20 protein-coding genes are annotated in these 22753 nt (G+C 68.3%); 10 read left to right on the top strand and 10 right to left on the bottom strand.

What is annotated here, in order from left to right; genetic code table 11:
- Positions 1-77 precede the first annotated feature (77 nt).
- Positions 78-1730, top strand: coding sequence for a fatty acyl-AMP ligase (locus tag NY1_RS09735; protein WP_067710573.1), 1653 nt, complete (start codon positions 78-80; stop codon positions 1728-1730).
- A gap of 126 nt (positions 1731-1856) precedes the next feature.
- Here NY1_RS09735 and pth read toward each other — a convergent pair whose 3' ends face one another.
- From pth to NY1_RS09720, 3 genes are all read right to left on the bottom strand, one after another.
- Positions 1857-2438: an aminoacyl-tRNA hydrolase gene (gene pth, locus NY1_RS09730; RefSeq protein ID WP_067710572.1), complete on the bottom strand. Its 582-nt coding sequence runs from the start codon at positions 2436-2438 to the stop codon at positions 1857-1859.
- 43 nt (positions 2439-2481) lie between these two features.
- Positions 2482-3078, bottom strand: coding sequence for a 50S ribosomal protein L25/general stress protein Ctc (locus tag NY1_RS09725; RefSeq protein ID WP_067710571.1), 597 nt, complete (start codon positions 3076-3078; stop codon positions 2482-2484).
- A 296-nt stretch (positions 3079-3374) separates the two neighbouring features.
- Positions 3375-4037, bottom strand: a complete 663-nt coding sequence (locus NY1_RS09720) for a lysophospholipid acyltransferase family protein (RefSeq protein ID WP_067710570.1) — start codon at positions 4035-4037, stop codon at positions 3375-3377.
- Positions 4038-4131: 94 nt separating this feature from the next.
- Between NY1_RS09720 and NY1_RS09715 the strand changes: the two genes are divergently transcribed.
- Together NY1_RS09715 and NY1_RS09710 are read left to right on the top strand one after the other, a co-directional pair.
- Positions 4132-4686 carry a TetR/AcrR family transcriptional regulator gene (locus tag NY1_RS09715; protein ID WP_067710729.1) on the top strand — a complete coding sequence of 185 codons (555 nt, stop codon included), beginning with the start codon at positions 4132-4134 and terminating at the stop codon, positions 4684-4686.
- A gap of 42 nt (positions 4687-4728) precedes the next feature.
- Positions 4729-6354 (top strand): peptide chain release factor 3, encoded by a 1626-nt coding sequence (locus NY1_RS09710; RefSeq protein WP_067710569.1) that lies wholly within the window; start codon positions 4729-4731, stop codon positions 6352-6354.
- A 3-nt stretch (positions 6355-6357) separates the two neighbouring features.
- Here NY1_RS09710 and NY1_RS09705 read toward each other — a convergent pair whose 3' ends face one another.
- Together NY1_RS09705 and NY1_RS44470 are read right to left on the bottom strand one after the other, a co-directional pair.
- On the bottom strand, positions 6358-6882 hold the full coding sequence (locus NY1_RS09705; RefSeq protein ID WP_067710568.1) for a nuclear transport factor 2 family protein: 525 nt from the start codon (positions 6880-6882) through the stop codon (positions 6358-6360).
- 138 nt (positions 6883-7020) lie between these two features.
- A complete protein-coding gene (locus NY1_RS44470; protein ID WP_067710567.1) occupies positions 7021-7896 on the bottom strand; it encodes an Abi-alpha family protein in 876 nt (291 codons plus the stop codon).
- Between the two features lie 351 nt (positions 7897-8247).
- Here NY1_RS44470 and NY1_RS09695 point away from each other — a divergent pair, with 351 nt between their 5' ends.
- Both NY1_RS09695 and NY1_RS09690 read left to right on the top strand, forming a co-directional pair.
- A complete protein-coding gene (locus NY1_RS09695; RefSeq protein WP_067710727.1) occupies positions 8248-9570 on the top strand; it encodes a DUF445 domain-containing protein in 1323 nt (440 codons plus the stop codon).
- Positions 9567-10454 (top strand): Abi-alpha family protein, encoded by an 888-nt coding sequence (locus NY1_RS09690; protein WP_233434264.1) that lies wholly within the window; start codon positions 9567-9569, stop codon positions 10452-10454. Before NY1_RS09695 ends, NY1_RS09690 begins: the two co-directional genes overlap by 4 nt.
- Here the strand turns inward: NY1_RS09690 and dapA are convergent.
- Positions 10451-11317, bottom strand: a complete 867-nt coding sequence (dapA, locus tag NY1_RS09685) for a 4-hydroxy-tetrahydrodipicolinate synthase (protein WP_067710566.1) — start codon at positions 11315-11317, stop codon at positions 10451-10453. The genes NY1_RS09690 and dapA overlap by 4 nt on opposite strands.
- 70 nt (positions 11318-11387) lie before the next feature.
- Here dapA and NY1_RS09680 point away from each other — a divergent pair, with 70 nt between their 5' ends.
- Positions 11388-12293: a LysR family transcriptional regulator gene (locus tag NY1_RS09680; RefSeq protein ID WP_067710565.1), complete on the top strand. Its 906-nt coding sequence runs from the start codon at positions 11388-11390 to the stop codon at positions 12291-12293.
- Between the two features lie 209 nt (positions 12294-12502).
- On the opposite strand, the gene NY1_RS09675 is transcribed toward NY1_RS09680, so the two are convergent.
- The 3 genes from NY1_RS09675 to NY1_RS09665 form a co-directional block, all read right to left on the bottom strand.
- Positions 12503-14314, bottom strand: coding sequence for an ABC-F family ATP-binding cassette domain-containing protein (locus NY1_RS09675; protein ID WP_067710564.1), 1812 nt, complete (start codon positions 14312-14314; stop codon positions 12503-12505).
- Between the two features lie 69 nt (positions 14315-14383).
- On the bottom strand, positions 14384-15322 hold the full coding sequence (locus tag NY1_RS09670; RefSeq protein WP_067710563.1) for a 4-(cytidine 5'-diphospho)-2-C-methyl-D-erythritol kinase: 939 nt from the start codon (positions 15320-15322) through the stop codon (positions 14384-14386).
- A 19-nt stretch (positions 15323-15341) separates the two neighbouring features.
- Positions 15342-16094, bottom strand: a complete 753-nt coding sequence (locus NY1_RS09665; protein ID WP_067710562.1) for an SDR family oxidoreductase — start codon at positions 16092-16094, stop codon at positions 15342-15344.
- Positions 16095-16187: 93 nt separating this feature from the next.
- Between NY1_RS09665 and NY1_RS09660 the strand changes: the two genes are divergently transcribed.
- From NY1_RS09660 to NY1_RS09645, 4 genes are all read left to right on the top strand, one after another.
- Positions 16188-16802 carry a TetR/AcrR family transcriptional regulator gene (locus tag NY1_RS09660; protein WP_067710561.1) on the top strand — a complete coding sequence of 205 codons (615 nt, stop codon included), beginning with the start codon at positions 16188-16190 and terminating at the stop codon, positions 16800-16802.
- Between the two features lie 104 nt (positions 16803-16906).
- Complete coding sequence (locus NY1_RS09655) at positions 16907-17113, top strand: heavy-metal-associated domain-containing protein (protein ID WP_067710560.1); 207 nt, start codon at positions 16907-16909, stop codon at positions 17111-17113.
- A 1-nt stretch (position 17114) separates the two neighbouring features.
- Positions 17115-18005 (top strand): DUF8832 domain-containing protein, encoded by an 891-nt coding sequence (locus NY1_RS09650; RefSeq protein ID WP_067710559.1) that lies wholly within the window; start codon positions 17115-17117, stop codon positions 18003-18005.
- Positions 18005-20245, top strand: coding sequence for a heavy metal translocating P-type ATPase (locus tag NY1_RS09645; RefSeq protein WP_067710558.1), 2241 nt, complete (start codon positions 18005-18007; stop codon positions 20243-20245). Before NY1_RS09650 ends, NY1_RS09645 begins: the two co-directional genes overlap by 1 nt.
- A gap of 76 nt (positions 20246-20321) precedes the next feature.
- Here the strand turns inward: NY1_RS09645 and NY1_RS09640 are convergent, their stop codons facing one another.
- Positions 20322-22742 (bottom strand): hypothetical protein, encoded by a 2421-nt coding sequence (locus tag NY1_RS09640; protein WP_067710557.1) that lies wholly within the window; start codon positions 22740-22742, stop codon positions 20322-20324.
- Between the last annotated feature and the right edge of the window lie 11 nt (positions 22743-22753).

The following is a 22753-nucleotide window of genomic DNA, read 5'->3' as shown; positions in this document are numbered from 1 at the left end:
AAACGGTTAACAGGGTCCGCCGGCAGCGGGATAGTTAGAGATATCCCGGCCGGAATCTGCGTTGAGGGAGTTGGACCATGAGCCGGTTCACCGACGAGATGTACGCGACGGCCCAGCACTCTGCACGCGGCTTGGTGACCGGCGAGCCGGACGCACCGCTCCGGCAGACCTGGGGCGAAATCCACGGCATCGCACGGGCAATGGCGGGCGGGCTGGCCGCGGCGGGCATCGGGCGGGGCGACGCCGTCGGTGTACTGGCCGGTATGCCAGTTGATATCGCGCCCGCCTGCCAGGCGGTCTGGATGCGCGGCGCGTCGATCACCATGCTGCATCAGCCCACTCCGCGCACCGATCTCCAGATGTGGGCCCACGACACCGAAACCGTGCTGAACATGATCGAAGCGCGCGCGGTGATCCTGGGCGCGCCGTTCGAGATCGCCGAACCGCTGCTGCGCGAACGCGGCATCAATGTGGTGACCATCGACGCCATGCGGGCGGGTACACCCATCGACCCGCTGCCCACCGGCGAATCCGATATCGCCCTGCAGCAGTTGACTTCCGGATCGACCGGTTCACCGAAAGCCGTCCGCATCACGCACGGCAATTTCTTCGTCAACGCCTACGCCATGTTCGACCGCGTGAAATTCCAGCTGGACGACGACGTCATGGTGAGCTGGCTGCCGCTCTTCCACGATATGGGCATGGTCGGATTCCTCAGCGTCCCCATGCAATTCGGCGCAGAAGTGGTGTGCGTGACGCCCCTGGACTTCCTGGCGCGGCCTATCCTGTGGGCGGAACTGATCTCGAAATATCGCGGCACCGTCACCGCCGCACCGAATTTCGCGTATTCGCTGCTCGCGCGCCGGTTGCGCAACGCCCCCGACGGCGCGGTGGACCTGAGCAGCGTGCGCTACATGTGGAACGGCGCGGAACCGGTGGACGCCGACACCATGGACGCGCTCGCCGACGCCGGAAAACGGTTCGGGCTCAATCCCATGGCGCTCACCCCGGTGTACGGCATGGCCGAAACCACCCTGGCGGTGTCCATTCCGGATCCCGGGCTGGGCCAGGTCCTGGACGTGGTGAACGCCGATCTGCTGGAAGCGCTCGGCAAAGCGGTCCCGGTCCGGCATCCCGAACATCATCACGGCGGCATCCGGCGACTGCCCACCCTCGGCTATCTGGTCGACAATCTGGAAGGCCGGGTGGTGGACGCCGACCGGCAGCCGCTGCCGGTGCGCAGCGTGGGCCTGATCGAATTGCGCGGCCCCGCGGTGACTTCCGGCTATGTCACCACCGCGGGCTTCCGCCCGGCACAGGACGCCGACGGCTGGCTCGACACCGGCGATATCGGCTATTTCACCGAGGACGGACTGGTGGTGGTCTGCGGGCGCGTCAAGGACGTCATCATCATGGGCGGCCGCAATATCTATCCCACCGATATCGAGCGAGCGGCCTTGCGCGTCAAGGGAGTTCGCCCCGGCAATGCCGTCGCGGTGCGCCTGGACGCGGGCCAGAAACGCGAAAGTTTCGCGGTGGTGGTGGAATCCAACGACCACCAGAACCCGGACGAGGTCAAACGCATCGAGCACGAGATCGTGCACGCGGTGTTCTCGGAAGTGGGAGTGCGCCCGCGCAGCGTGACCGTGCTCGGCCCCGGTGCGCTCCCGAAAACCTCGTCGGGCAAACTCCGTCGCTCCGCGACGGCAACGGCCTTACGCGACAACTGATTTCGCGACCTTCGGGGTAACTCACCGGGTACGCCCGAAATAGGTTCGGCACCCAGCCGCCGGCACGCGTGCACATCTGGCGGCGGCACTCAGCCGCGCGCTGAAGTCGCGGAGAGGCGGGGGCGCTCAGTGCAATTGGTTCTGCGCGGCTTCCAAGCCGACGCGGAGCAGCAATTCCACGGCGTCGGCGGCCTGCTCGACGATGACCGGGACTTCCTTGCGCTCCGGCGCGGAGAAGGGCTTGAGCACGTAATCGGCGGGATCCTGCCGGCCCGGCGGACGGCCGATGCCGAAGCGGACCCGCAGATAATCCTTGGTGCCGATGGCCTGCGAAATGGAGCGCAGGCCATTGTGCCCGCCCTCGCCGCCGCCCAGCTTGAGCCGGACCGCGCCGAAGGGCAGATCCAGCTCGTCGTGCACGACGATGATGTCGGACGCGGGCACATTGAAGAACTTCGCCAGCCCGGCGACCGGGCGGCCGGAGAGGTTCATATAGGTGCGCGGCTTGGCCAGCAGCACCTTGCGACCGTCCAGGCGCGCTTCCAAGAGGTCCGCACCGGACTTCTTGTGCACACCGAAACGGCCGCCGACGCGCTCCGCGAGCACATCGGCGACCATGAAACCGACATTGTGCCGGGTGCGCTCGTAGTCGGGTCCGGGATTACCCAGTCCGACCACGAGCGCGGGCCCGGCCGTTGCCTCAGTCATAGGACAGCTGTCGCTTCAGTCCGGAAACCGTTGGGAGACGGAATTACTCGGCGGCTTCCTCGGCGGGCGCCTCGGCCTCTTCCTCGGCGGCGGCGGCCGGGGCGGCGATGATGTTGACGATCAGGGCCTCGGCATCGCCGGCCAGGGTGACGCCCTTCGGCAGCGCGATGGAGCCGGCGAGGATCTGGGTGCCGGCCTCGGCGCCCTCGATCGAAACCTCGATGGACTCGGGGATGTGCAGGGCCTCGGCCTCGATGGAGAGGGTGGTGGTCTCCTGGGTGACCAGGGTGCCGGAGGCGGCATCGCCGGTCAGGGCGACGTGCACGTCGGCGGTGACCTTCTCGCCACGACGCACGATCAGCAGGTCGGCGTGCTCGATGTAGCGGCGGATCGGGTGCACGACGACCGACTTGGTCAGCGCCAGCTGCTTCTTGCCCGCGATGTCCAGGTTCAGCACGGCGTTGGTGCCGTGCTCACGCAGGATGGCGGCGAAATCGCGCGCGTTGATCGACAGGTGCTGCGGCTCTTCGTTGTGGCCGTAGAGCACGGCGGGCACATTGCCGTCACGACGGGTGCGGCGGGCAGCGCCCTTGCCGAACTCGGTGCGTACAGAGGCTGCGAGAAGGCTGGCGTCGGACATGATTGTCTACTCCTACGGCTCGTCCGGGCTGTAATGTCAGCTGTCGCCAGGGGACGGTGCACCCTGACTGTGTTCGTCTGCTTCGTCATCGGCGAAGAACGAACGGGGACGGCTGAAGTGGCCGAGCCGCGTCGATCACGGTGGGCAGCTAGTGCCACACCCTCGCCGAGACAACCTGAGAACTCTAACATGCAGAAATTCCCTCTTTGCAGCGGGGGGCTCCGCCCCCGGCCCCCCGAAAGAATTAGGGGGTTCGGGGGCCGCCCCCGAACCCCCGTCCCGGGTCGGCACGTCCGCTATGCGGCGGATTTCTTGAAAGAGGCGGCGTAGCAATCGACGTAGGGGCGGCCGGAGCGGCGGACCAAATCGGCCATGAGTTCGTCGGTGGCGGTGCGTACGCCCTGCTGGTCCGCGGGGAGGAAGTAGCGGGGGCGGCCGAAGGAGACTCGGACCTTCGCGAAGCGCAGGAGTTTGCGATTGCGCGGGTTGACCTTGTCGGTTCCGGAGAGGACGACCGGCACGACGGGAGCGCCGGTTTCCATCGCGACCCGGATGACACCGGTGCGGCCCCTGTAGATACGGCCGTCGGGCGAGCGCGTGCCTTCGGGATGAATACCCCAGATGCCGCCGCCTTCGAGAATGCGGGTGGCTGCGGCGAGGGAATCGGATCCGGCCGTGCCGCCGGTGCGGTCCACGGGAACCTGACCGGTCGCTTTCATCACCCAGCGATTGATCCGGCCGCGCACGCCTGCACCGGTGAAGTACTCCTGCTTGGCGATGAAGGTGACCGGCCGGTCCAGCACCAGGCACAGGTAGAGCGAATCGACCACCGCCAGATGGTTGGCCGCGATGATCACCGGCCCGTCCTTCGGAACATGGTGCAGCCCTTCGACCTTCGGCCGCCCGACCAACCGCAGCAGCGGACCCACCAGCACGTGTTTCAACAGCCAGTACCACATGATTACCTCCCCGGATGAGCTTGTAGACACTGTCTACCATCAGATAGACAGTGTCTACAACACTTTCGGGGAGGTTGCGATGAGAATGACCGGCATGGGAGTCGAGGAACCATTGCGCGAACGATTGGTCAGCGCCGGCGTCGACCTGCTCGAGCAGGTGGGCGCGGGGCAACTCGGCCTGCGCGCCATCGCCCGCGAAACCGGCGTCTCGCACGGCGCGCCCCGCCGCTACTTCCCCACCCACAATGCGCTGCTGGCGGCCGTCGCGGTGCGCGGCTACGCCGACCTGAAGTCCAGACTCGAAGCGGCGCAAGGGAATACGGCCGTCGAGCGGGTGGAACGCGCCTGCCGCGCCTACCTCGACTTCGCCGTCGAGCGCCCCGAGATGTTCACCCTCATGTTCCGCCACGACCTCCTCGAAGGCGCGGGCGCGGACCTGCGCCGCACCACCACGCTCCCCCTGTTCCGCTGGTGGCGCGAGCTCGTCGCGGCCTGCGCCGACGACCCCACCGGCGAACGCGCGCTCAACCTGTGGACCAACCTGCACGGCATCGCGACCGTGGTGGTCAACCGCAGTATCGAGGCTGTCGCCCCGGGCGCGGACCCCGGACGCCTGGTGGCCGGGGCGGTCGCGAAACATCTGGCCTAGTACCCTGGACCGGTTGCCTCGTCCGCACAAAAGGAGTCCCCCGTGAGTTCCCCGACCTCCAGCGCGCCCGCATCGTCTTCCGGGCGGCTGGCCGACGAGGCGGCACGGCGGCGCACCTTCGCGGTCATCTCGCATCCGGACGCCGGTAAGTCCACGCTCACCGAAGCGCTGGCGCTGCACGCCAAGATGATTTCCGAGGCGGGCGCCATCCACGGCAAGGCGGGCCGCAAGGCCACCGTCTCGGACTGGATGGAAATGGAGAAGGCGCGCGGCATCTCGGTCTCCTCCACCGCGCTGCAGTTCGAATACGGCGACTGCGTGATCAACCTGGTCGACACCCCCGGCCACTCCGACTTCTCCGAGGACACCTACCGGGTGCTCACCGCGGTCGACGCCGCGGTCATGCTCATCGACGCCGCCAAGGGCCTGGAACCGCAGACGCTCAAGCTCTTCCAGGTCGCGCGCGATCGCGGCATCCCGGTCATCACCGTCATCAACAAGTGGGACCGCCCGGGTCAGGCGCCGCTGGAACTGCTCGACGAGATCATCGAGCGGATCGGCCTCACCCCCACCCCGCTGTTCCTGCCGGTCGGCATCGCGGGCGACTTCCGCGGCCTGCTGCGCCGCGGCGAAGAGGGCGCGCCCACCGAGTACATCCACTTCACCCGGACCGCGGGCGGCGCGACCATCGCGCCCGAGGAGCACTACACACCCGAGCAGGCCGCCGAACGCGAAGGCGACGTCTGGCTCAATGCCGCCGAGGAGAGCGAACTGCTCTCCGCCGCCGGGCAGGACCACGACCAGGAACTGTTCCTGGCCGGGCACACCTCGCCGGTCATCTACGCCTCCGCCATGCTGAATTTCGGTGTGCGCCAACTCCTCGACACGCTCGTCGAACTCGCGCCGCCGCCGCGCGCCCGCAAGGACGTGAACGGCAATCCGCGCGAGACCACGCAGCCCTTCAGCGCCGTCATCTTCAAGGTGCAGGCCGGTATGGACACCGCGCACCGCGACCGGCTGGCCTTCATGCGCATCGTGTCCGGCGAATTCGAGCGCGGCATGGTGGTGACGCACGCACAGACCGGGCGGCCGTTCGCCACCAAGTACGCGCTCACCGTGTTCGGCCGCGAGCGCACCACCGTCGACACCGCCTACCCGGGTGACGTGGTGGGTCTGGTGAACGCCACCGCGCTCGCGCCCGGGCACACGCTGTACGTGGACAAGAAGGTGGAATTCCCGCCGATCCCGTCCTTCGCGCCCGAGCATTTCGCGGTGCTGCGCGCCCAGTCGGCGGGCAAGTACAAGCAGTTCCGCAAGGCCATCGACCAGCTCGATTCCGAGGGCGTGGTGCAGGTGCTGCGCAATGACGTGCGCGGCGACGCCTCGCCGGTGCTGGCGGCCGTCGGTCCCATGCAGTTCGAGGTGATGACCGCCCGCATGCTGGGCGAGTACAACGTCGAGACGCAGCTGGACAATCTGCCGTACCAGCTGGCCCGCAAGACCGATGCCGCCTCGGCGGAGGAATTGCACCGCCAGCGCGGCGTCGAGGTCTTCACCCGGACCGACGGGGTGCTGCTGGCGCTGTTCTCGGACAAGTGGCGGTTGCAGTACATCGCCAAGGAGATGCCGGAGCTGACCCTCGAATTGCTGGTCGCCGGAACCGAATAAGGCTCAGCCGAGCGTGCCCGAGCCATCCGGATTGGATGGTTCGGTGCGCGGGGCGTCCGCTGGATCGCGGGCGATCAGGCCCCAGCGACTGGAGGTCAGGCGCAGGCTGGGCAGATCCGACAGGGACAGCACCACTTCGTAGGTGCGCTCGTAGCCGGTGTGCGCGATCCGCCATTTGCCGTCTTCGCAACGTACGTACTGGTCGGAATAGAAGGCCGCGCCGCGCAGCAGCATATTGTGGCCCGGAATGAGCACGGTGTCGGCCAGATACCAGGTCCCGGTGGCCGTATCCCCGTCCACATCGATTTCCGGGTGGTCACAGCGGTGTTCGGTGATCACGTGCGGGCCGAGCGTATTGCGCATGAAGGCGAGGAAGGCATCGCGCGATTCGAACTGGAGGTATTCGCTGTAGGTAGCGGTGGCCTCCGGGATCATCGTGTCCGCGAACTCCTCCCACGCCTTGGTGTCCAGGGCGCGGAGATACCGGAACTTCAACCGGCTGATAGCGGCGACGGCCTCGGAGTCCATACCTCCCACAATCCCATCAGGGATGCGGAACCTTCGCCGATTGCGGCAGATCTGTACCGGATTGCTATCAGAGCGCCACGTACGGAAGGGGGTTCGGGGGCCCGATCCCCGCGAGCCCCCCGCCGGATCCGGATGCGCTCAGTTGCCGATGCTGAAACAGGTGTTGCAGAAATCCTCGCCGAACTCGGTCAGCCGCAGGCTCTTTCGGACGATCTTGGGGACCCGGCCGGCCTTCTTCAGGGCGGTCTCCACCACCGGCTGCACCTCGAGCACCATGTAGCGCGACAGCACCACCGGATCCTCGGAGGTCATGGTCAGCCCGAGCCGGCTCAGGTTGATCAGATAGTGCCGCGCCCGGTCCGGATACCGGACTCCCGCCTGCTCGGGCACCGAGGTCAGATCGCCCTGGACCAGTTCCGAACCGATGCCGAGCGGCCGATTGGTCCGCACGTCCACCGACGGCTGCGGCCCGTTCAAGGCCATGAACCGCAGGATGCGCGCCTCATCGGGCGCGAGCTGATCGAGAATCCGGTCGTAGGCCGGGTGCACGTCCTCGGTGAAATACACGTCCGCGGACCGCGCCAGCAGCGCGTCCCCGCGACGGCGCAGCTCGTCCCCGCTCCCGGACCGCACCAGCCCGCCGTTGATCGACGGCGGCGGCGCACCCATGGGAGTCGGCACGTAGCTGACGATCTCGCGGACCGACCCCTCGGTCACGCCCAGCGCGCTGCGCGCGATCGAACGCAGCGCATTGCCCGTGCGCTCGGCGATATCCTGCGACGATTCCCCGTCGAGCGCGGCCTGGGTCAGTTGTTTGGTGATCTCGAGGCTGGTTCCGACCGCCCATTGACTACCGCGCACCGCGGTACCGGCGGCGAGGCCCGCCGCCCGGAACACCCCGCGAATCAGTCTGGCCTCGTTACTGATAGCCCGCTGCTCCACATCGGCACTGCGTTCCACGGCACGGGAACCCGGACGGACCACTTCGCCGGTCCTGTCGTCTGCCACGTCCATCTCCGAATATCGCCAGGTGAACTAGATCGTTCACAGATTATTGCCGTCGCGGGGCCCCCAGGCACCCCGAACCTGGCGAACCATGCGAAGGCTACCGCCTTCATGCCTGGCGTACCCCGCCAGCCATGACCCCCAACACCCCCAAAGCACAGGCGATATGGATGTGGTCAGGGCCATTCTCGTGGTCTCATCTGAGGTAGGGAACATCGGGGCCCGACACTGTGACCGAGATCTCCGACCCAGACACTCCGCCACTGGACTCGATTCCTAAAGAACCAGTAAGGTCCGAATCGGCCGATGGGGTTGATGCGCCGGCGGCGGTTCCGGTGTGCGGGTCGGCAGGAGGGTGTCGTGCTAGAGAGTGTTTTCGGAGTTCATCCGACAATTCTGCTGGAATTGATCACGATCCCCTTGTTCACCGGCGTGATCGGTTACATCACCAACTGGACCGGCGTGCTCATGCTGTTCAAGCCGATCGCGTTCCACGGTTTCCGGATGCCCGGTCTGGCGGCGCTGTTTCCCTACTTGCCCAAGCGGATTCAGGTGCTGCCGCTACTGCAGTACGACGGGCGAATGGGCTGGCAGGGGATCGTTCCGTCACGCGCGGACAAGATGGCGTCCATCGCCGTCGACAAAGGGCTGGCGAAACTCGGGAATGTCGGTGACTTCTATCGGGAACTGGAACCCGACAAGCTTGCTGAACATTTGACCGAAATTGCAGAACTTCAGATCCGCGACATCGTCGAAGAGATCTTGAAACGCGAACATCCGCAACTTTGGTACAACCTGCCCAATGGCGTGCGCGAGATGGTGCACGCCCGGGTGCGTGAGCAACTGCCGAGCATTCTGCGCGAACTCACCGACGAACTCGGCAACAACATCGATCAGCTGCTCGACGTCAAGTCGATGGTCATTCGCTATTTCCAGGCCCGCCCGCAGATGCTGAACTCGGTCTTCCAGGTGCTTGGGGCCAAGGAACTGCGGTTCATGCAGAACTTCGGGTTCTACTTCGGCGCGCCCATGGGTCTGGTGCTGGTCGCCATCCTGCACCTGACCGGCTGGTCGGCGCTGCTGGTGCTGCCGCTGGGCGGGGTGATCATCGGCTGGGTGGTGAACTGGATCGGCATCAATATGATCTTCGCCCCGGCCTACCCGAAGTGGTGGTGCCCGTGGCGGCAGGGGCTGCTCATCAAGCGGCAGGGGGAGATCACCGAGGGCTATGCCGATCTGGTGGCCAGCGAGGTCATGACGTTCGCCAATATCGGCGACGAACTGCTCAACGGCCCGCGCTCGGACCGCACCATGCAGATGCTCGAGGACACCCTCAAGCCGGCGGCCGACCGGGCGCTGGGACCGGCGCGTTCGGTGGTGAAGTTCGCGCTCGGCAGCCGCGAGTACGACTCGCTGCAGGCCAGCATCACCTCCGAGACCATGCAGATCGCGCCCGTCGCGTTCGCCGACCCGGCCTTCAATGTCAAGCAGGGTAAGCAGGTTCAGGAGTACATCGCCAAACAAATGTCGGCGCTGCCCCCGCCCGAGTTCGTGGACATGCTGCGTTCGGCCATCAAACAAGACGAATGGCTTTTGTTCGTCCATGGCGGCGCGCTGGGGCTGCTGGCCGGATACGCTCATCTCCTGATCTTCGGAACGGGAGTGGCTACCACATGGGTATGAGCGAATCCGGCTCGGGCGAGGACGATCCCGCGGATTTCGGCGTGGACGGCGCGGACACCTCCACCGAGATCGTGCTGCGCGCGAGCGCGCCGCTGCCGGTGCCGGTGGAACCGCGCGCGCCGTCGGCGGGGCCGGTCCGGGCCACCACCAGCGTTGTGCGCGTGGCCATGTCGGCCGCAGTCGAGGCGAGCGTATGGAGTCTGAGCACGGCGCTCGGGGTCACCTCGGTGGTGCTGCGCGGCAGTATGGCGGGGCAGGCGCCGCGCGAGATTCTCTCCGAAGCCGGTGCGCAGGTACGCCATTCGGTGCGGCAGGCGCTGGGCGTGCCCGCTCCCGCCGTCCCCGATCTCGGGGCGGCCGAGCCCGTGGGCGAGGCCGGGCACTCCCCCGCCACCGCACTGCGGGCGCGGGGGGCCGAATTGCTGCGCCGCTCGGCGGATTTCCACGACGAGGACGACTCCTGTCATCCGGCCTACGCGCGGATTCTCGGTGAGCTGGCGCCCGACGAAGCCCGCATCGTGCGTTTCCTCTACCTCGACGGTCCGCAGCCCGCGCTGGCGGTGCGAACCGGACGTACTTCCGGCAGAGCCGAATTCACGCTGCTCGGCGAGGACGCGGGGCTGCGGTACCCGAACCGGGTCGAGGAGTACCTGACCAATCTGGATCGGCTCGGGCTGATCGACGTATCGCGTGAACCGCTCGGCAATCCGAACCGGTATCAGCTGCTGGAGGCGCTGCCCGAGGTGCGCAAGCTGTTGAAGCGCACCAGTTTCGGGACCAAGGTGCTGTATCGCACCGTCGAATTGACCTCTTTCGGCGCCGGTTTCGTCCGTACCTGCCTACCGGTGCCGGTGCTGGATCAGCAGCTCGAACAGCACGGCTAGCGGAACAGTTCCGGAACCGCGGCGGGGAGCAGCGGCAGGCGCACGTTCGGGGTCGAGATGCGGCCCTGCGCGTGCAGTACGGCCTTGATCACGGTCGGATTGGGTTCGGCGAAAAGGGCTTCCGCGGGGACCACCAGGCGATTGCCGAGTTCGCGCGCGGCCGGGACCTCGCCGTCGCGCCACAGCCGGTGCAGTTCGGCGAGCTCGGCCGGGAAGATGTTCGCGGTGGCCAGGATGCCGCCCGCCGCACCCATCGCCAGTAGCGGTGAGACCAGCGTGTCCTCGCCCGCGAGCACCGAGAACGACGCGTCCCCGAGATGCGCGAAGAGCTGAGCGGTGTCGGCGTCCACCGAGCCGACGGCCTGTTTGATGCCCACGATGCGCGGGTGCGCCGCCAGCCGGACGATGGCCTCCCAGCCCAGGACGCGGCCGGTGCGATAGGGAACGTTGTAGAGCACCAAGGGAAGTGGGCCGTGGTCGGCGGCGTATTCGAAGTGCGCGACGATGCCGGCTTCGGAGGGGCGGGTGTAGTACGGGACCACCGTCAGGGCGGCCGTCACCTCGGCTTCGGCGGCCAGGGCGGTGAGCGCCCGCACGGTGCCGGCAGTGTCGTTGGACCCCGCGCCCACGAGCAGCGGGACGGCGTGTTCCCGGCAGACCTTTCCGCAGATCCGCACCACTTCCCGGCGCTCCTCGGCGGTGAGGGTGGCGGCCTCCGCGGTGGTGCCCAGGGCGACCAGTCCGGCCGCGCCCGCTTCGATCACGCTGTGCGCGAGGCGTTCCAGGTCGGCGGTGGCGAGTTCGCCGCTGTCGGTGAAGGGGGTGATCAGCGGGGCGAAAATGCCGGTGGGGTGGAAGGTCATGGGCCAAGTCTGGGCGGCTCACTAGTGAAGATCCAGTTACTCTTTTCGATGCCATCCGTAAGCTGAACTGATGCTCGATATCCGCAAACTCCGGCTGCTCCGCGAACTCGCCCATCGCGGCACCATCGCGGCGGTCGCGGAAGCGCTGTCCTACACCCCTTCCGCGGTGTCACAGCAGATCGCGGCCCTCGAACGCGAGGCCGGCCGCGCGCTGCTGACCCGCACCGGACGCCGGGTCACGCTCACCCCGGCCGGGACGCTGTTGGTCGAGCACACCGAAGCCGTGCTCGCCGAACTGGAACGAGCCGAAGCGGCGCTGGTGGCCGGGACCGCCCTGTCCGGCTCGATCCGCCTGGGCGCGTTCCCCACCGCCCTCCCCACGATCGTGCTGCCCGCACTCCTGGAAATCGGCCGCATCGAAAAGGATCTGCAGCTGACGGTCACCGAAGTCGACCCCGCCGAGGTACCGGATCTCCTGCGCGGCGGCCGGCTCGATATGGCTTTGGTGCACGAGTACGACAACGTGCCCTCCGCCATGGGCTCCGGCATCGAACTCGAACCGCTCCTGGACGAAGTGGTGTACCTGGCCTCCGCCACACCCCCGGACGTGCCGGGCGACCAGGTGATCCGCAGTCACGCCGAAAGCCGTTGGATCGTCGGCAATCACGGCACCCTCTGCCATTCGATGGCCATGCGGACGTGTCACTCCCAGGGGTTCGAGCCGCGCATCGCGCATCGCATCGACGACTTCGCGACAGTGCTGCGTCTCGTTGCCGCCGGGGGTGGGGTGGCGGTGGTGCCGCAGCTCGCGGCGATCGATGTGCCGGAGGGGGTGGTGCTCACTCCCCTGCCGATCGGCCGCCGTACGCGCATCGCCTACCGGCGCGGCAGCCGGAACCAGCCTGCCTTCGCGGCGGTGAGTGCTGGACTTCATTCCGCCGCAGCGCAGTTCGGCAACGCGAGCGAACGAGATTAGTGGGGTCGCCTCGCCTGCCGTCCCCGGCTGTGGTCCCCCAGCGACGGCCGTTCGCTCGCCTTCCAGCGTCGTTCCGGCCGTTGTCGCCATTTCGAACGGAGGGATTGGGACGAGTGGCACATGAGTGTGGGGACTGTCGGCGTGTCACCGCACTCATGTGCCGTTGATCATGGGCGGGAAGGGTTTCCCGGGGTGGCGTTTCAGATTGGTCAGGCGTTGTCGGCTAGTTCGAGCCAGCGTTCTTCGGTGGCTTCTTTTTCCGATTGGACTTGTTTGAGTTCGGCGCCGAGGGTGACCAGTTTGTCGGGGTCGGTGGCGGCTTCGGCGAGGGCGGTGTGGAGTTTGGCTTCGCGGTCGGTGAGTTTTTCCAGGGAGCGCTCGAGTTTGGCGAGTTCCTTGCGGGCGGCGCGGTAGGCGGCCGAATCCGTCGCGGGGGCAGCGGTATTCGATGCCGAAGCGGGGGTGGCGGCGGGTTTGGCGGGGGCGGTTTTGCCGGTGGTGAGGGCGGCGCGCTTCTTCAGGTATTCCTCGATGCCGCCGGGGAGGTTGGTGAGTTTGCCGTCGCCGAAGAGGGCCCAGGTGGTGTCGCAGACTCGTTCGATGAGGTAGCGGTCGTGGGAGATGACGACCATGGTGCCGGGCCAGCCGTCGAGCATGTCTTCCAGCTGCTGGAGGGTGTCGATGTCCAGGTCGTTGGTGGGCTCGTCGAGGAGCAGAACATTGGGTTCGCTCATCAGGATTCGAGTCAATTGCAGGCGGCGGCGTTCGCCGCCGGACAGGTCGCCGACGGGGGTGCGCTGTTTGGCGGGGGTGAAGCCGAGGCGTTCGGCCAGCTGGCCGGCGCTGATCTCCTTGTCGCCGAGCATGGTTCGCATGGCGACGTCCTGCACCGCTTCCAGGACGCGCATGTCCAGGGGGAGGTCGTCGAGTTCCTGGCGCAGCCAGCCGATCTTGACGGTTTGGCCTTGGATTCGCTTGCCGGACTTGAGTTCCTGTTCGCCCGCGAGCGCGCGCAGCAGCGTGGTCTTGCCGGAGCCGTTCACGCCGACCAGGCCGACGCGTTCGCCGGGGGCCAGCCGCCAGGTGAGGTCACCGACCAGTTCGCGGCCGTCGGGGGTGGCGAGGGTGGCGTCCTCGAGCTCGATCACGACGCGGCCCAGGCGCTTCCGGGCGAAGGACGCGAGTTCGACGCTGTCGCGCGGCGCGGGGACGTCGGCGATCAGGGCTTCGGCGGCCTCCACGCGGTAGCGCGGCTTCGAGGTGCGGGCGGGAGCGCCGCGGCGCAGCCAGGCGAGTTCCTTGCGGGCCAGATTGCGGCGGCGGGCCTCGGTGGCGTCGGCCTGGCGGACGCGTTCGGCGCGCGCGAAGATCCAGTCGTTGTAGCCGCCCTCGTAGGTTTCGACGGCGCCGCCCTGGACTTCCCAGGTGCGGGTGGCCACGGTGTCGAGGAACCAGCGGTCGTGGGTGACGACGATGAGGGCGCTGCGGCGGGCGACGAGATGCTCGGCCAGCCATTGGACGCCTTCGACATCCAGGTGGTTGGTGGGCTCGTCGAGGACCAGCAGATCGAGGTCGCGGACCAGGGCGGCGGCCAGCGCGGTGCGGCGGCGTTCGCCACCGGAGAGGTTGGCGACGGGGGTGTCCATACCGAGGTCGGCGATGCCGATGCCCTCGACGACCGAACGGATGCGGGTGTTGGAGGCCCACTCGTGCTCGGCCACGCCATCGGTCATCTGATCCTCGGCCAGCCCGGCGAGGACCACCTCGCCGACGGTCGCGCCCTCGGGCAGCACTCCGCGCTGGGTGACCACGGCCATACGCACGTCCGAGCGCTTACTCACCCGGCCACTGTCCGGCTCCTCGATCCCGGTCAGCACCTCGAGCAGGGTGGTCTTACCGCCGCCGTTCAGACCCACGACCCCGATGCGTTCCCCCTCCTGCACCCCGAGGGAGACGTTGTCGAGCAGCGGCTTGATCCCGAAACTCTTGCTGACTTGTTCCAGGTTGATGAGGTTGGCCATGGGTCCTCTGTGTCGTGCGAACGGCGAATTGCCCTCGGCCAGCCTACCGAGGTGGACCCAGGGGTTTTCTCAGCGCTTGGCGGTATCGGCCGGATCGGCGATCACGCGGGCTCCGGGGACCGGGCCGTGGGCGGTGCGGACGCTGCGGCAGACGCCCGCGCCGGAGAGTTCGGCGGCGACCGCGACGGCCGTTTCCTCGTCTTCGCAGAGGAAGGCGCAGGTGGGGCCGGAGCCGGAGACGATGCCCGCGAGCGCGCCCGCCGCCACGCCGCCGCGCAGGGTGCGGCGTAGTTCGGGTTTCAGGGACAGGGCCGCGGCTTGCAGGTCGTTGCCGAGGAGCGGGGCCAGCTGTTTGGCATCGCCGGAGGCCAGGGCTTGGAGGAGTTCCTCGGGCTGGCCGAGACGAGGCGGGTCGCCGACTTCGCGGAGGCGATCGAGTTCGCGGAAGACGGCGGGGGTGGACAGGCCGCCCTTGGCCAGGGCGAGCACCCAGTGGAAGGTGTTGCGGGACAGCACCGGGAGCAGTTTCTCGCCGCGGCCGTGACCGAGGGCGGTGCCGCCGTGCAGGGCGAACGGGACATCACTGCCGAGTTCGGCTGCGATTTCGGACAATTCGGTCCGGCCGAGGCCTAGTTCCCAAAGTTCGTTCAGGCCGACCAGGGCCGCGGCGCAATCGGCGCTGCCGCCCGCCATCCCGCCGGCCACCGGAATGCCTTTGGAGATCCCGATTTCCATCAGCGGCGCGCGGCCCGCCTGCTCGGCCAGCCGGACGGCCGCCTTCCACACCAGGTTGGAGCTGTCGGTCGGGACCTCGTCCGCGCCCTCGCCGGTCACCCGGACCCGCATGGCGGAGGCGGACGAGATCTCCAGATCGTCGCTGAGCGAAAGGGCTTGGAACACCGTGGTGAGATCGTGATAGCCGTCATCGCGGAGATCGCCCACGCCGAGGTGCAGATTCACCTTCGATGGGGCGCGCACGATCACGGGACTCGGCACAACAGACAGCACGGGGCAAGCCTAATCGCCCTCAGAGCAGCGCACCGCCCGTGGCGTCGATCCACTGGCCGGTCACCCAGCGCGAGTCATCGGAGGCCAGGAAGCCGACGATATCCGCGACATCGGCGGGCTGGCCCACCCGATTCAGCGGCGAGAGCGCGGCGGTCGCGGACTGGCCCTCGGGGGTGCGCAACCAGTCGGCGTTCATATCGGTGTCGATGGCGCCCGGGGCGACCGCATTGACGGTGATGCCGCGCGCGCCGAGCTCCTTGGCCAGGATCGAGGTCAGCGAATCGATGGCGGATTTGGTCATGGTGTACGCGATCAGCGAGGTCATGTGCCCGCCCTTGGTCAGGCCGGTGGACACGTTCACGATGCGGCCGCCGTCGCGCAGCCGGTCCAGGCCGAGCTTGGTGACGAAGAACGGGGCCTTGGTGTTGATCGCGAAGACGCGGTCGAAGGACTCCTCGTCGGTACCCCCGATGGGTTCCCGGATGCCGTCGGTGCCGGCGTTGTTGACCAGGATGTCCAGGCCGTCGGCGTGTGCGTCGAAAGCCGCCCAGAGGGCTTCGGCGTCACCCGGCACGCCGAGCGGGGCCGCGAACGCGAAGGCCTGACCGCCCGCCGCCTCGACCGCCGCCACGGTTTCCTTGGCCGCCGCGTCGTTCCCGTTGTAGTGCACGCCGACTCGCGCGCCGTCCCGGCCGAGTCGTTCCGCGATGGCCCGCCCGATACCCCGCCCGCTGCCGGTGACCAGCGCCGTCTTGCCGGTGAGTGCACCCATTGACCTGCTCCTTCATCCGTCGATCGATTTATCTAGCGATCGTTACAGAAAGGACCGTAACACATTGTTTAGCGAGCGCTATAAAATTGCCGCATGGCCATCCACACCCGGGGCCGGCCCCGGTCCTTCGATCGCGCAGCCGCACTGGACAAAGCGCTTCGCCTGTTCTGGGAACGCGGCTACGAAGCGACCTCGGTCAGCGATCTGACCAAGGAACTCGGCATCGGCACCCCCAGCCTGTACGCGGCGTTCGGGGACAAACAGAAGCTGTTCAACGAGGCCCTCGAGGCCTACGGCGAGCGGTACGGCGGGTTCGCGGCGCGCGCGTTCGCGGAGGAACCGACCGCCCGGGCGGCGGCGGAGCGGACCCTGCGCGAGGCGGCGGCCATCTACACCACACCGGAGCAACCGCCGGGATGCATGGTCATCCACGCGGGCATCAACACCACGAATAGCGAGATCCGGGACCTGCTGACCGGGCTGCGCAATGGCAATGTCGAGGCATTCGAACAGCGGATTCGCGCGGACATGGCGGCCGGGCTGCTGCCCGTGGACACCGATGCGCGCGCGCTCGCCCGCTTCACCGGGGGGATGCTGAACGGCATGTCGCAGGCGTCCCGCGATGGCGCCGACCGGTCGGAACTCGAGCGCGTGGCAGCCTTGGCCATGCTGAGCTGGCCCGATGCGCCGGAGCCGGAGGAGGCCTGAATCACTTCGGCGAAGCACTTGCGCCAGGTACCCATGGGGGGTATGTTTCTCGGTGTCGGGGATACCCCCTCACCGTATGAAAGCGCGAGCGAAGGAGTCGAACAATGGCCACCAGCACCTACACCGTCACCGGAATGACCTGCGGCCACTGCGTCGGATCGGTCAAGAAGGAGATCGGCAAGATCGACGGCGTGACCAGTGTCGACGTGGACCTCGCCTCCGGCCTGGTCAAGGTCGAGTCGAGCGCTCCCCTCGTGGACGCCGATGTGGTCGCGGCCGTGGACGAAGCCGGTTACGAGGTGGCGAGCTGAGATGAACGATCGACTCAAGTTCGCGGCCTTCGGTGGCGGACTGGTCGTTCTCTTCGGGGCCGCGCTCGGAATCGGGGCCCTGGTGGGCGACCCGTCCGGGCCGGCCTCCACCGCGAGTGACCACAGCCGGCACGCGAGCGAGGCGGCGCCGGGCCTGCTGGACAACGAATCCGGCTACGCGCTCGGCGAGATCAACGCTCCGGCCGCACCGAATCAGCAAGGGACCCTGAGCTTCCGGATCACCGGACCGCAGGGGGCCGTCACCCAGTACAACACCCTGCACGAGCAGAACCTGCACCTGATCGTGGTCCGCAACGACGCGACGCAGTTCCGGCACGTGCATCCGCAACTCGCCGCCGACGGGACCTGGTCCCTGGACTGGAAGTGGGCCGAGCCCGGCAGCTACCGGGTCTTCGCCGACTTCTCCCCCGCGGGCGGGCCCGGCGAACTGACGCTGAGCCGGACCGTGAGCGTGGCCGGGCAACCCAATCCGCAGCCGCTGCCGCCGCCGTCCAAGACCGCCAAGGTGGACGGCTACGACGTCACCCTCACCGGCGACCTGTCCACCGCCGGCAGCGAATTGAAGTTCACCGTCAGCCGGGACGGCAAACCGGTCACCGATCTGCAGCCGTATCTGGGCGCCTACGCGCACCTGGTGGCGCTGCGGGCCAGTGACCTCGCCTACCTGCACGTGCACCCGGAAGGCGAGGTCGGCAAGACCGCGCCCGGCCCGGACGTGGCCTTCCACGCCCAGGCGCCGAGCACCGGCGACTACCGCCTGTACCTGGACTTCAAACACGGCGGCGTCGTGCACACCGCCGAGTTCACCAACGCAACGTCCACTGCCGCAACCGAATCGGGTGCGCATACGCAACACGGAGGAGGTCACTGATGAGCGCCCCAGCCCCGGAGCGGTCGATCGAGCTCGATATCGGCGGAATGACCTGCGCCTCCTGCGCGTCCCGCATCGAGAAGAAGCTCAATCGCCTCGACGGCGTCACCGCGACCGTCAACTACGCCACCGAAAAAGCCAAGGTCAGCTTCCCGGAGTCGGTGACCCCGGACAAGCTCATCGAAACCGTGGTGGACACCGGCTACACCGCCGCCGTCCACCACAACGAACCGGTGAAAACCGCGGAATCCGACGGTGATTCGCCGCGCACCGCCACCCAGGAACTACGGCACCGGCTGCTGGTCAGCCTGGCGCTGGGCCTGCCCGTGGTGGCCATGGCGATGATCCCGGCGCTGCAGTTCACCAACTGGCAGTGGTTGTCGCTCACGCTGACCGCGCCGATCGTGTTCTGGGGCGGGGCGCAATTCCATCGGGCCGCCTGGGTGAACGCCAAGCACGGCGCGGCCACCATGGACACCTTGATCTCACTCGGTACCCTGGCCGCCTTCGGCTGGTCGGTGTACGCGCTGTTCTGGGGCGACGCCGGCATGGCGGGGATGAAACATCCGTTCAGCCTTGCCATTTCGCGCGGCGATTCGTCCTCGGCACTGTACTTCGAGGTGGCGGCGACGCTGATCGTGGCCATTCTCGCGGGCCGGTACTTCGAGACCAGGTCCAAGGAGAAAGCCGGGTCCGCGCTGCGCGCCCTGCTGGAACTCGGCGCGAAGGACGTCGCGGTCCTGCGGGACGGCGTCGAAATCCGGATCCCCGTGGGCGATTTGAAGGTCGGCGAGGAATTCCTGGTCCGGCCGGGCGAGAAGGTCGCCACCGACGGCGTTGTGGTGAGCGGTAATTCGGCGCTCGACATGAGCATGCTGACCGGTGAATCGGTGCCGGTCGAGGTCGGGCCCGAGGATGCCGTGGTCGGCGCGACGGTGAACGCCGGCGGGCTGCTGACCGTGCGCGCCACCCGGGTCGGCGCGGACACCCAGCTGGCGCAGATGGCCTCGCTGGTGGAGGAAGCGCAGAACGGCAAGGCCCCGGTACAGCGGCTGGCCGACCGGGTGGCGGGCGTGTTCGTCCCGATCGTGATCGCCATCTCGGTTGCGGCGCTGGGCTTCTGGCTCGGCACTGGCGCGGCCGTGGCGACCGCTTTCGGCGCGGCGGTGGCGGTGCTGATCATCGCCTGCCCGTGCGCCCTCGGCCTGGCCACCCCGACCGCGCTGCTGGTCGGCACCGGACGCGGCGCGCAGCTGGGCATTCTGATCAAGGGCCCGCAGGTGCTGGAGTCCACCCGGCGCATCGACACCGTGGTGCTGGACAAGACCGGCACCGTGACCACCGGCAAAATGTCCCTCGCCGAAGCGATTCCGGCGGCGGGCCAGGAGGTCGACGAGCTGATCTCGATCGCCGCGGCGGTCGAGCACGGTTCCGAGCACCCGGTCGCCAAGGCCGTGGTGAGCGGCGCCAAGGAGCGCGGGCTGGACACCGAACGGGTGGAGCAGTTCGTGAGCCACGGCGGCAAGGGCGTGCAGGGTCTGGTGGGTGAACGGGCGGTCGTCATCGGCCGCACCGAACTCCTGGCGGATTGGTCGGTCGAACTGCCGGAAGCCTTGGCGGACGCCAAGACTCGGGCGGAGCGGGCCGGTAACACCGCCATCCTGGTGGCGTGGGACGGCCGGGCGCGCGGCGTGCTGGTCATCGCCGACGCGGTCAAACCGACCAGCGCCCAAGCCATTTCGGAGATGAAGGCGCTCGGGCTCACCCCCGTGCTGCTCACCGGCGACAATGCCGCCACCGCCCGCACCGTCGCGGACCAGGTCGGCATCGAGCAGGTCATCGCCGAGGTGCTGCCCAGCGACAAGCTGGACGTGGTCAAGAAGTTGCAGGCCGAAGGCAAGGTCGTGGCCATGGTCGGCGACGGCGTCAACGATGCGGCCGCCCTGGCCCAGGCCGATCTCGGCCTGGCCATGGGCACCGGCACCGATGTCGCCATCGAGGCCGCCGACCTGACGCTGGTCCGGGACGACCTGCGCGCGGTGCCCACCGCGATCAAGCTGTCCCGCGCCACCCTGCGCACCATCAAGGGCAATCTGTTCTGGGCCTTCGGTTACAACGTGGCGGCGATTCCGCTCGCCGCGGCCGGGCTGCTGAACCCGATGCTCGCCGGTGCGGCGATGGCACTGTCCAGTGTGTTCGTGGTCAGCAACTCGCTGCGGTTGCGGCGGTTCCGCGGCTGAACCGCTCGCACGGGAACCTGTGGCACGGCAGGGCCGTCCGGATCTCGGATCCGGACGGCCCTTTCGCATTCCGGGATCAGACGCCCACCGGAGCCTCGTTCCCCGCGAAGGCGGCGAGCAAGGTCCGGGCCTCGAGGACCAATCGTCCGGAGCCGCGGCGTTGCGCCAGTTCCACCACGGCCGGATAGTCGGCCACCGCGCCACAGCGCCGCGCGCAATCGGCGGCCACCGCGAGGACGTCCGCGAGACCGGTCGTCTTCTCGCGGGCCAGCAATGGCGGCAGCAGGACGTCGATCACCGGCCAGGCGCGGTGCGCGCCCAGGGCCAGCACGGCATCCCGGAGCGAACCCGCCAGGCGCTTCCCGGAAGTCCATTCGGGGAGTTCCAGCAGGTCCGGTTGCAGCTGTGCGGTGGCGGCCAGCGTGACCAGGGCATCGACGCCGGCGGTGCGGGCCCGCGCGTCCTCGGCGACCAGGGCCCACATGACGCGGCGGTGCACCCCCGGGCCCTTGACGCCCGGCAGCTCCGCCAGCACCACCGCCGCGTGGATATCGCGGGGTTCCCACTCCTGCCAGCGGGCCAGCACCTCCGGATTCGGGAAGTCGACGGCTTCCACCGGCATCCAGCCCCATTCGTGGTCGGGGCCGCGCTGCACGCCGTCCAGGATCGCGGGGAGATCGGCGGGCGGTTCGCCGTTCAGGACGGCGGCCAGCCGGAATCCCTCGGGGATGCCCAAAGCCGCTGCCGCCATGGCGATTTCGGCGTCCGCTTCCGGAGCGACCCGCGCCAGCGCCTGACCGAATTCGAGATGTCCGGGTCGCACCCCCGCCTCACGGTAGCGGCGCAGGCGATCCACCAGTTCGGCGGCGGCGATCTGACCGTTCTCGAAGGTGGGGGTGGCCAGCGCGCAGGGCGGCAGCGGGGCGCCGGTCAGCGCGTGCTCGCCCCATTCGATCATGCGCAGGGTCACCATGTCCGAGTGTGAACTGCCCTGCGGCCGATCCCGGAGCAGGCCGGTGGCGACGGCGGCGACGGTCAGTTGATCCCAGCCGCGGTTCTTCCACCACTTGTCCTGCCACCACGCGGTTCCGGCGGAATTCACGACGGCCAGGTCGGCTTCCACCAGTGGGCGCAGCGCCGCGGTCAGCCCGGGACGGTCGGTGGCGGCGAATCGGATGAGGCCGTCGAGGAAACGTGCGCCGTAGAACTCTTCCTCGTCGTCGGCGGTCTTCAGCCAGCGGTACAGCTCGGCGGTATCCGCCGGGGTCTCGGGCAGACCGGTGAGGACGGCGGGCGCCGGCGGGAGGGGGAGCGGGAATTCCTCCTCCAATTCCGGCGCGGCTTCGACGGCCAGATCCATGCGGGTGTCGTCGTCCGCCTTGGGCAGGTAGCGGGCGATGAGCTTCTCGATGCGGGCGCGCAGGGCCGCGTCCTCGAGCGTCGCGAGGGCGGCCGACCAACTCCGGATCGCGGCCGAAGCGTGTGCGGGCTCGGCGCGCACTATCCGTTCCATCCAGCTCAATTGGGCGCGAACGAGTTTCTTCTCGGTCCGGGCGAGCGCCTCATCGGACAGCGCCAGCGCCTCGTCGTCGGATAGCAGGCCCGCGCCGTGCAATCCGATCAGGACCTCCTGGGCGTGCCCGGCGACCGTCGAGCGGCCTTCGGCGAGCAATCGCGCGTAAGCGTCGGTGCGGCCGGCGCATTCGCTCGGCTCGGCATGCAGGGCGGTGAGCACGCTGAGCCGGCTGGTCGCGTCCAAGGGGCGGCCGTCATTGCGTAGCAGGGCGTTCAGGGTGCTGGTGTGCAATAGGTCCCGATCGACTACGCCTTCCCGGGACAGCACGTCGAGGGTGTGCGGCCAGGAATCATCCGGGAGGTGGGGATTGTCGTTGAGGAACAGGCCGGTCACCTCCACCACGCGGCGGGCCAAGGCGGGCAGGAACGGGTCGATGCGCAAGCGCGCCAGCAGGTTCGGGCCGGCCGGCAGCTGATGCGCCTGCCACGGGTCGGGCAACCCGTCCGGGCTGAAGCGGCTCGTCAGCCAGGCTCGGACGAACTCGTCGGTGGTGGGAACCGGCGCGCCCGAGGTGCGGACCAGGTGCACGATCAGCGGGAAGTACGGCAGGCCCTGCCAGCGTTCGGCCCGGCCGGCGGCCAGCTGTGCGGCCAGTTCGGCGCGCCAGGCATTGTCGCGGTCGCCCGCTTCCAGGCAGGCCAGCAGGGCTTCGGGGGCGGTATCGGGTTGCCTGGTGACGCCCGCGCACAGCCACTGCGCGACCGCGGTGGGGGTGGACAGGCAGCCGAGGCCCCAGAGCTGGACCGCCACATGCTTTTCGGAGGTCGGCTCCCACCAATTGCGGCGGGGCAGGGCGGAGCGCGCCTTCTTCAGCGCGGGGACCATGGCCTTGCGTTCTGCCGCCGTCATCTGGGATATACGGGCGGGAATGTGCGCCGGTTCGATCTGCAGCAGGCGGTCGGCGTCGATCGTAGCGGTCATGAATTCACCTC

Source organism: Nocardia yamanashiensis NBRC 100130, from assembly GCF_001613325.1.
Lineage (GTDB): Bacteria > Actinomycetota > Actinomycetes > Mycobacteriales > Mycobacteriaceae > Nocardia > Nocardia yamanashiensis.
This window is presented reverse-complemented; position numbering and strand designations above follow the sequence as displayed.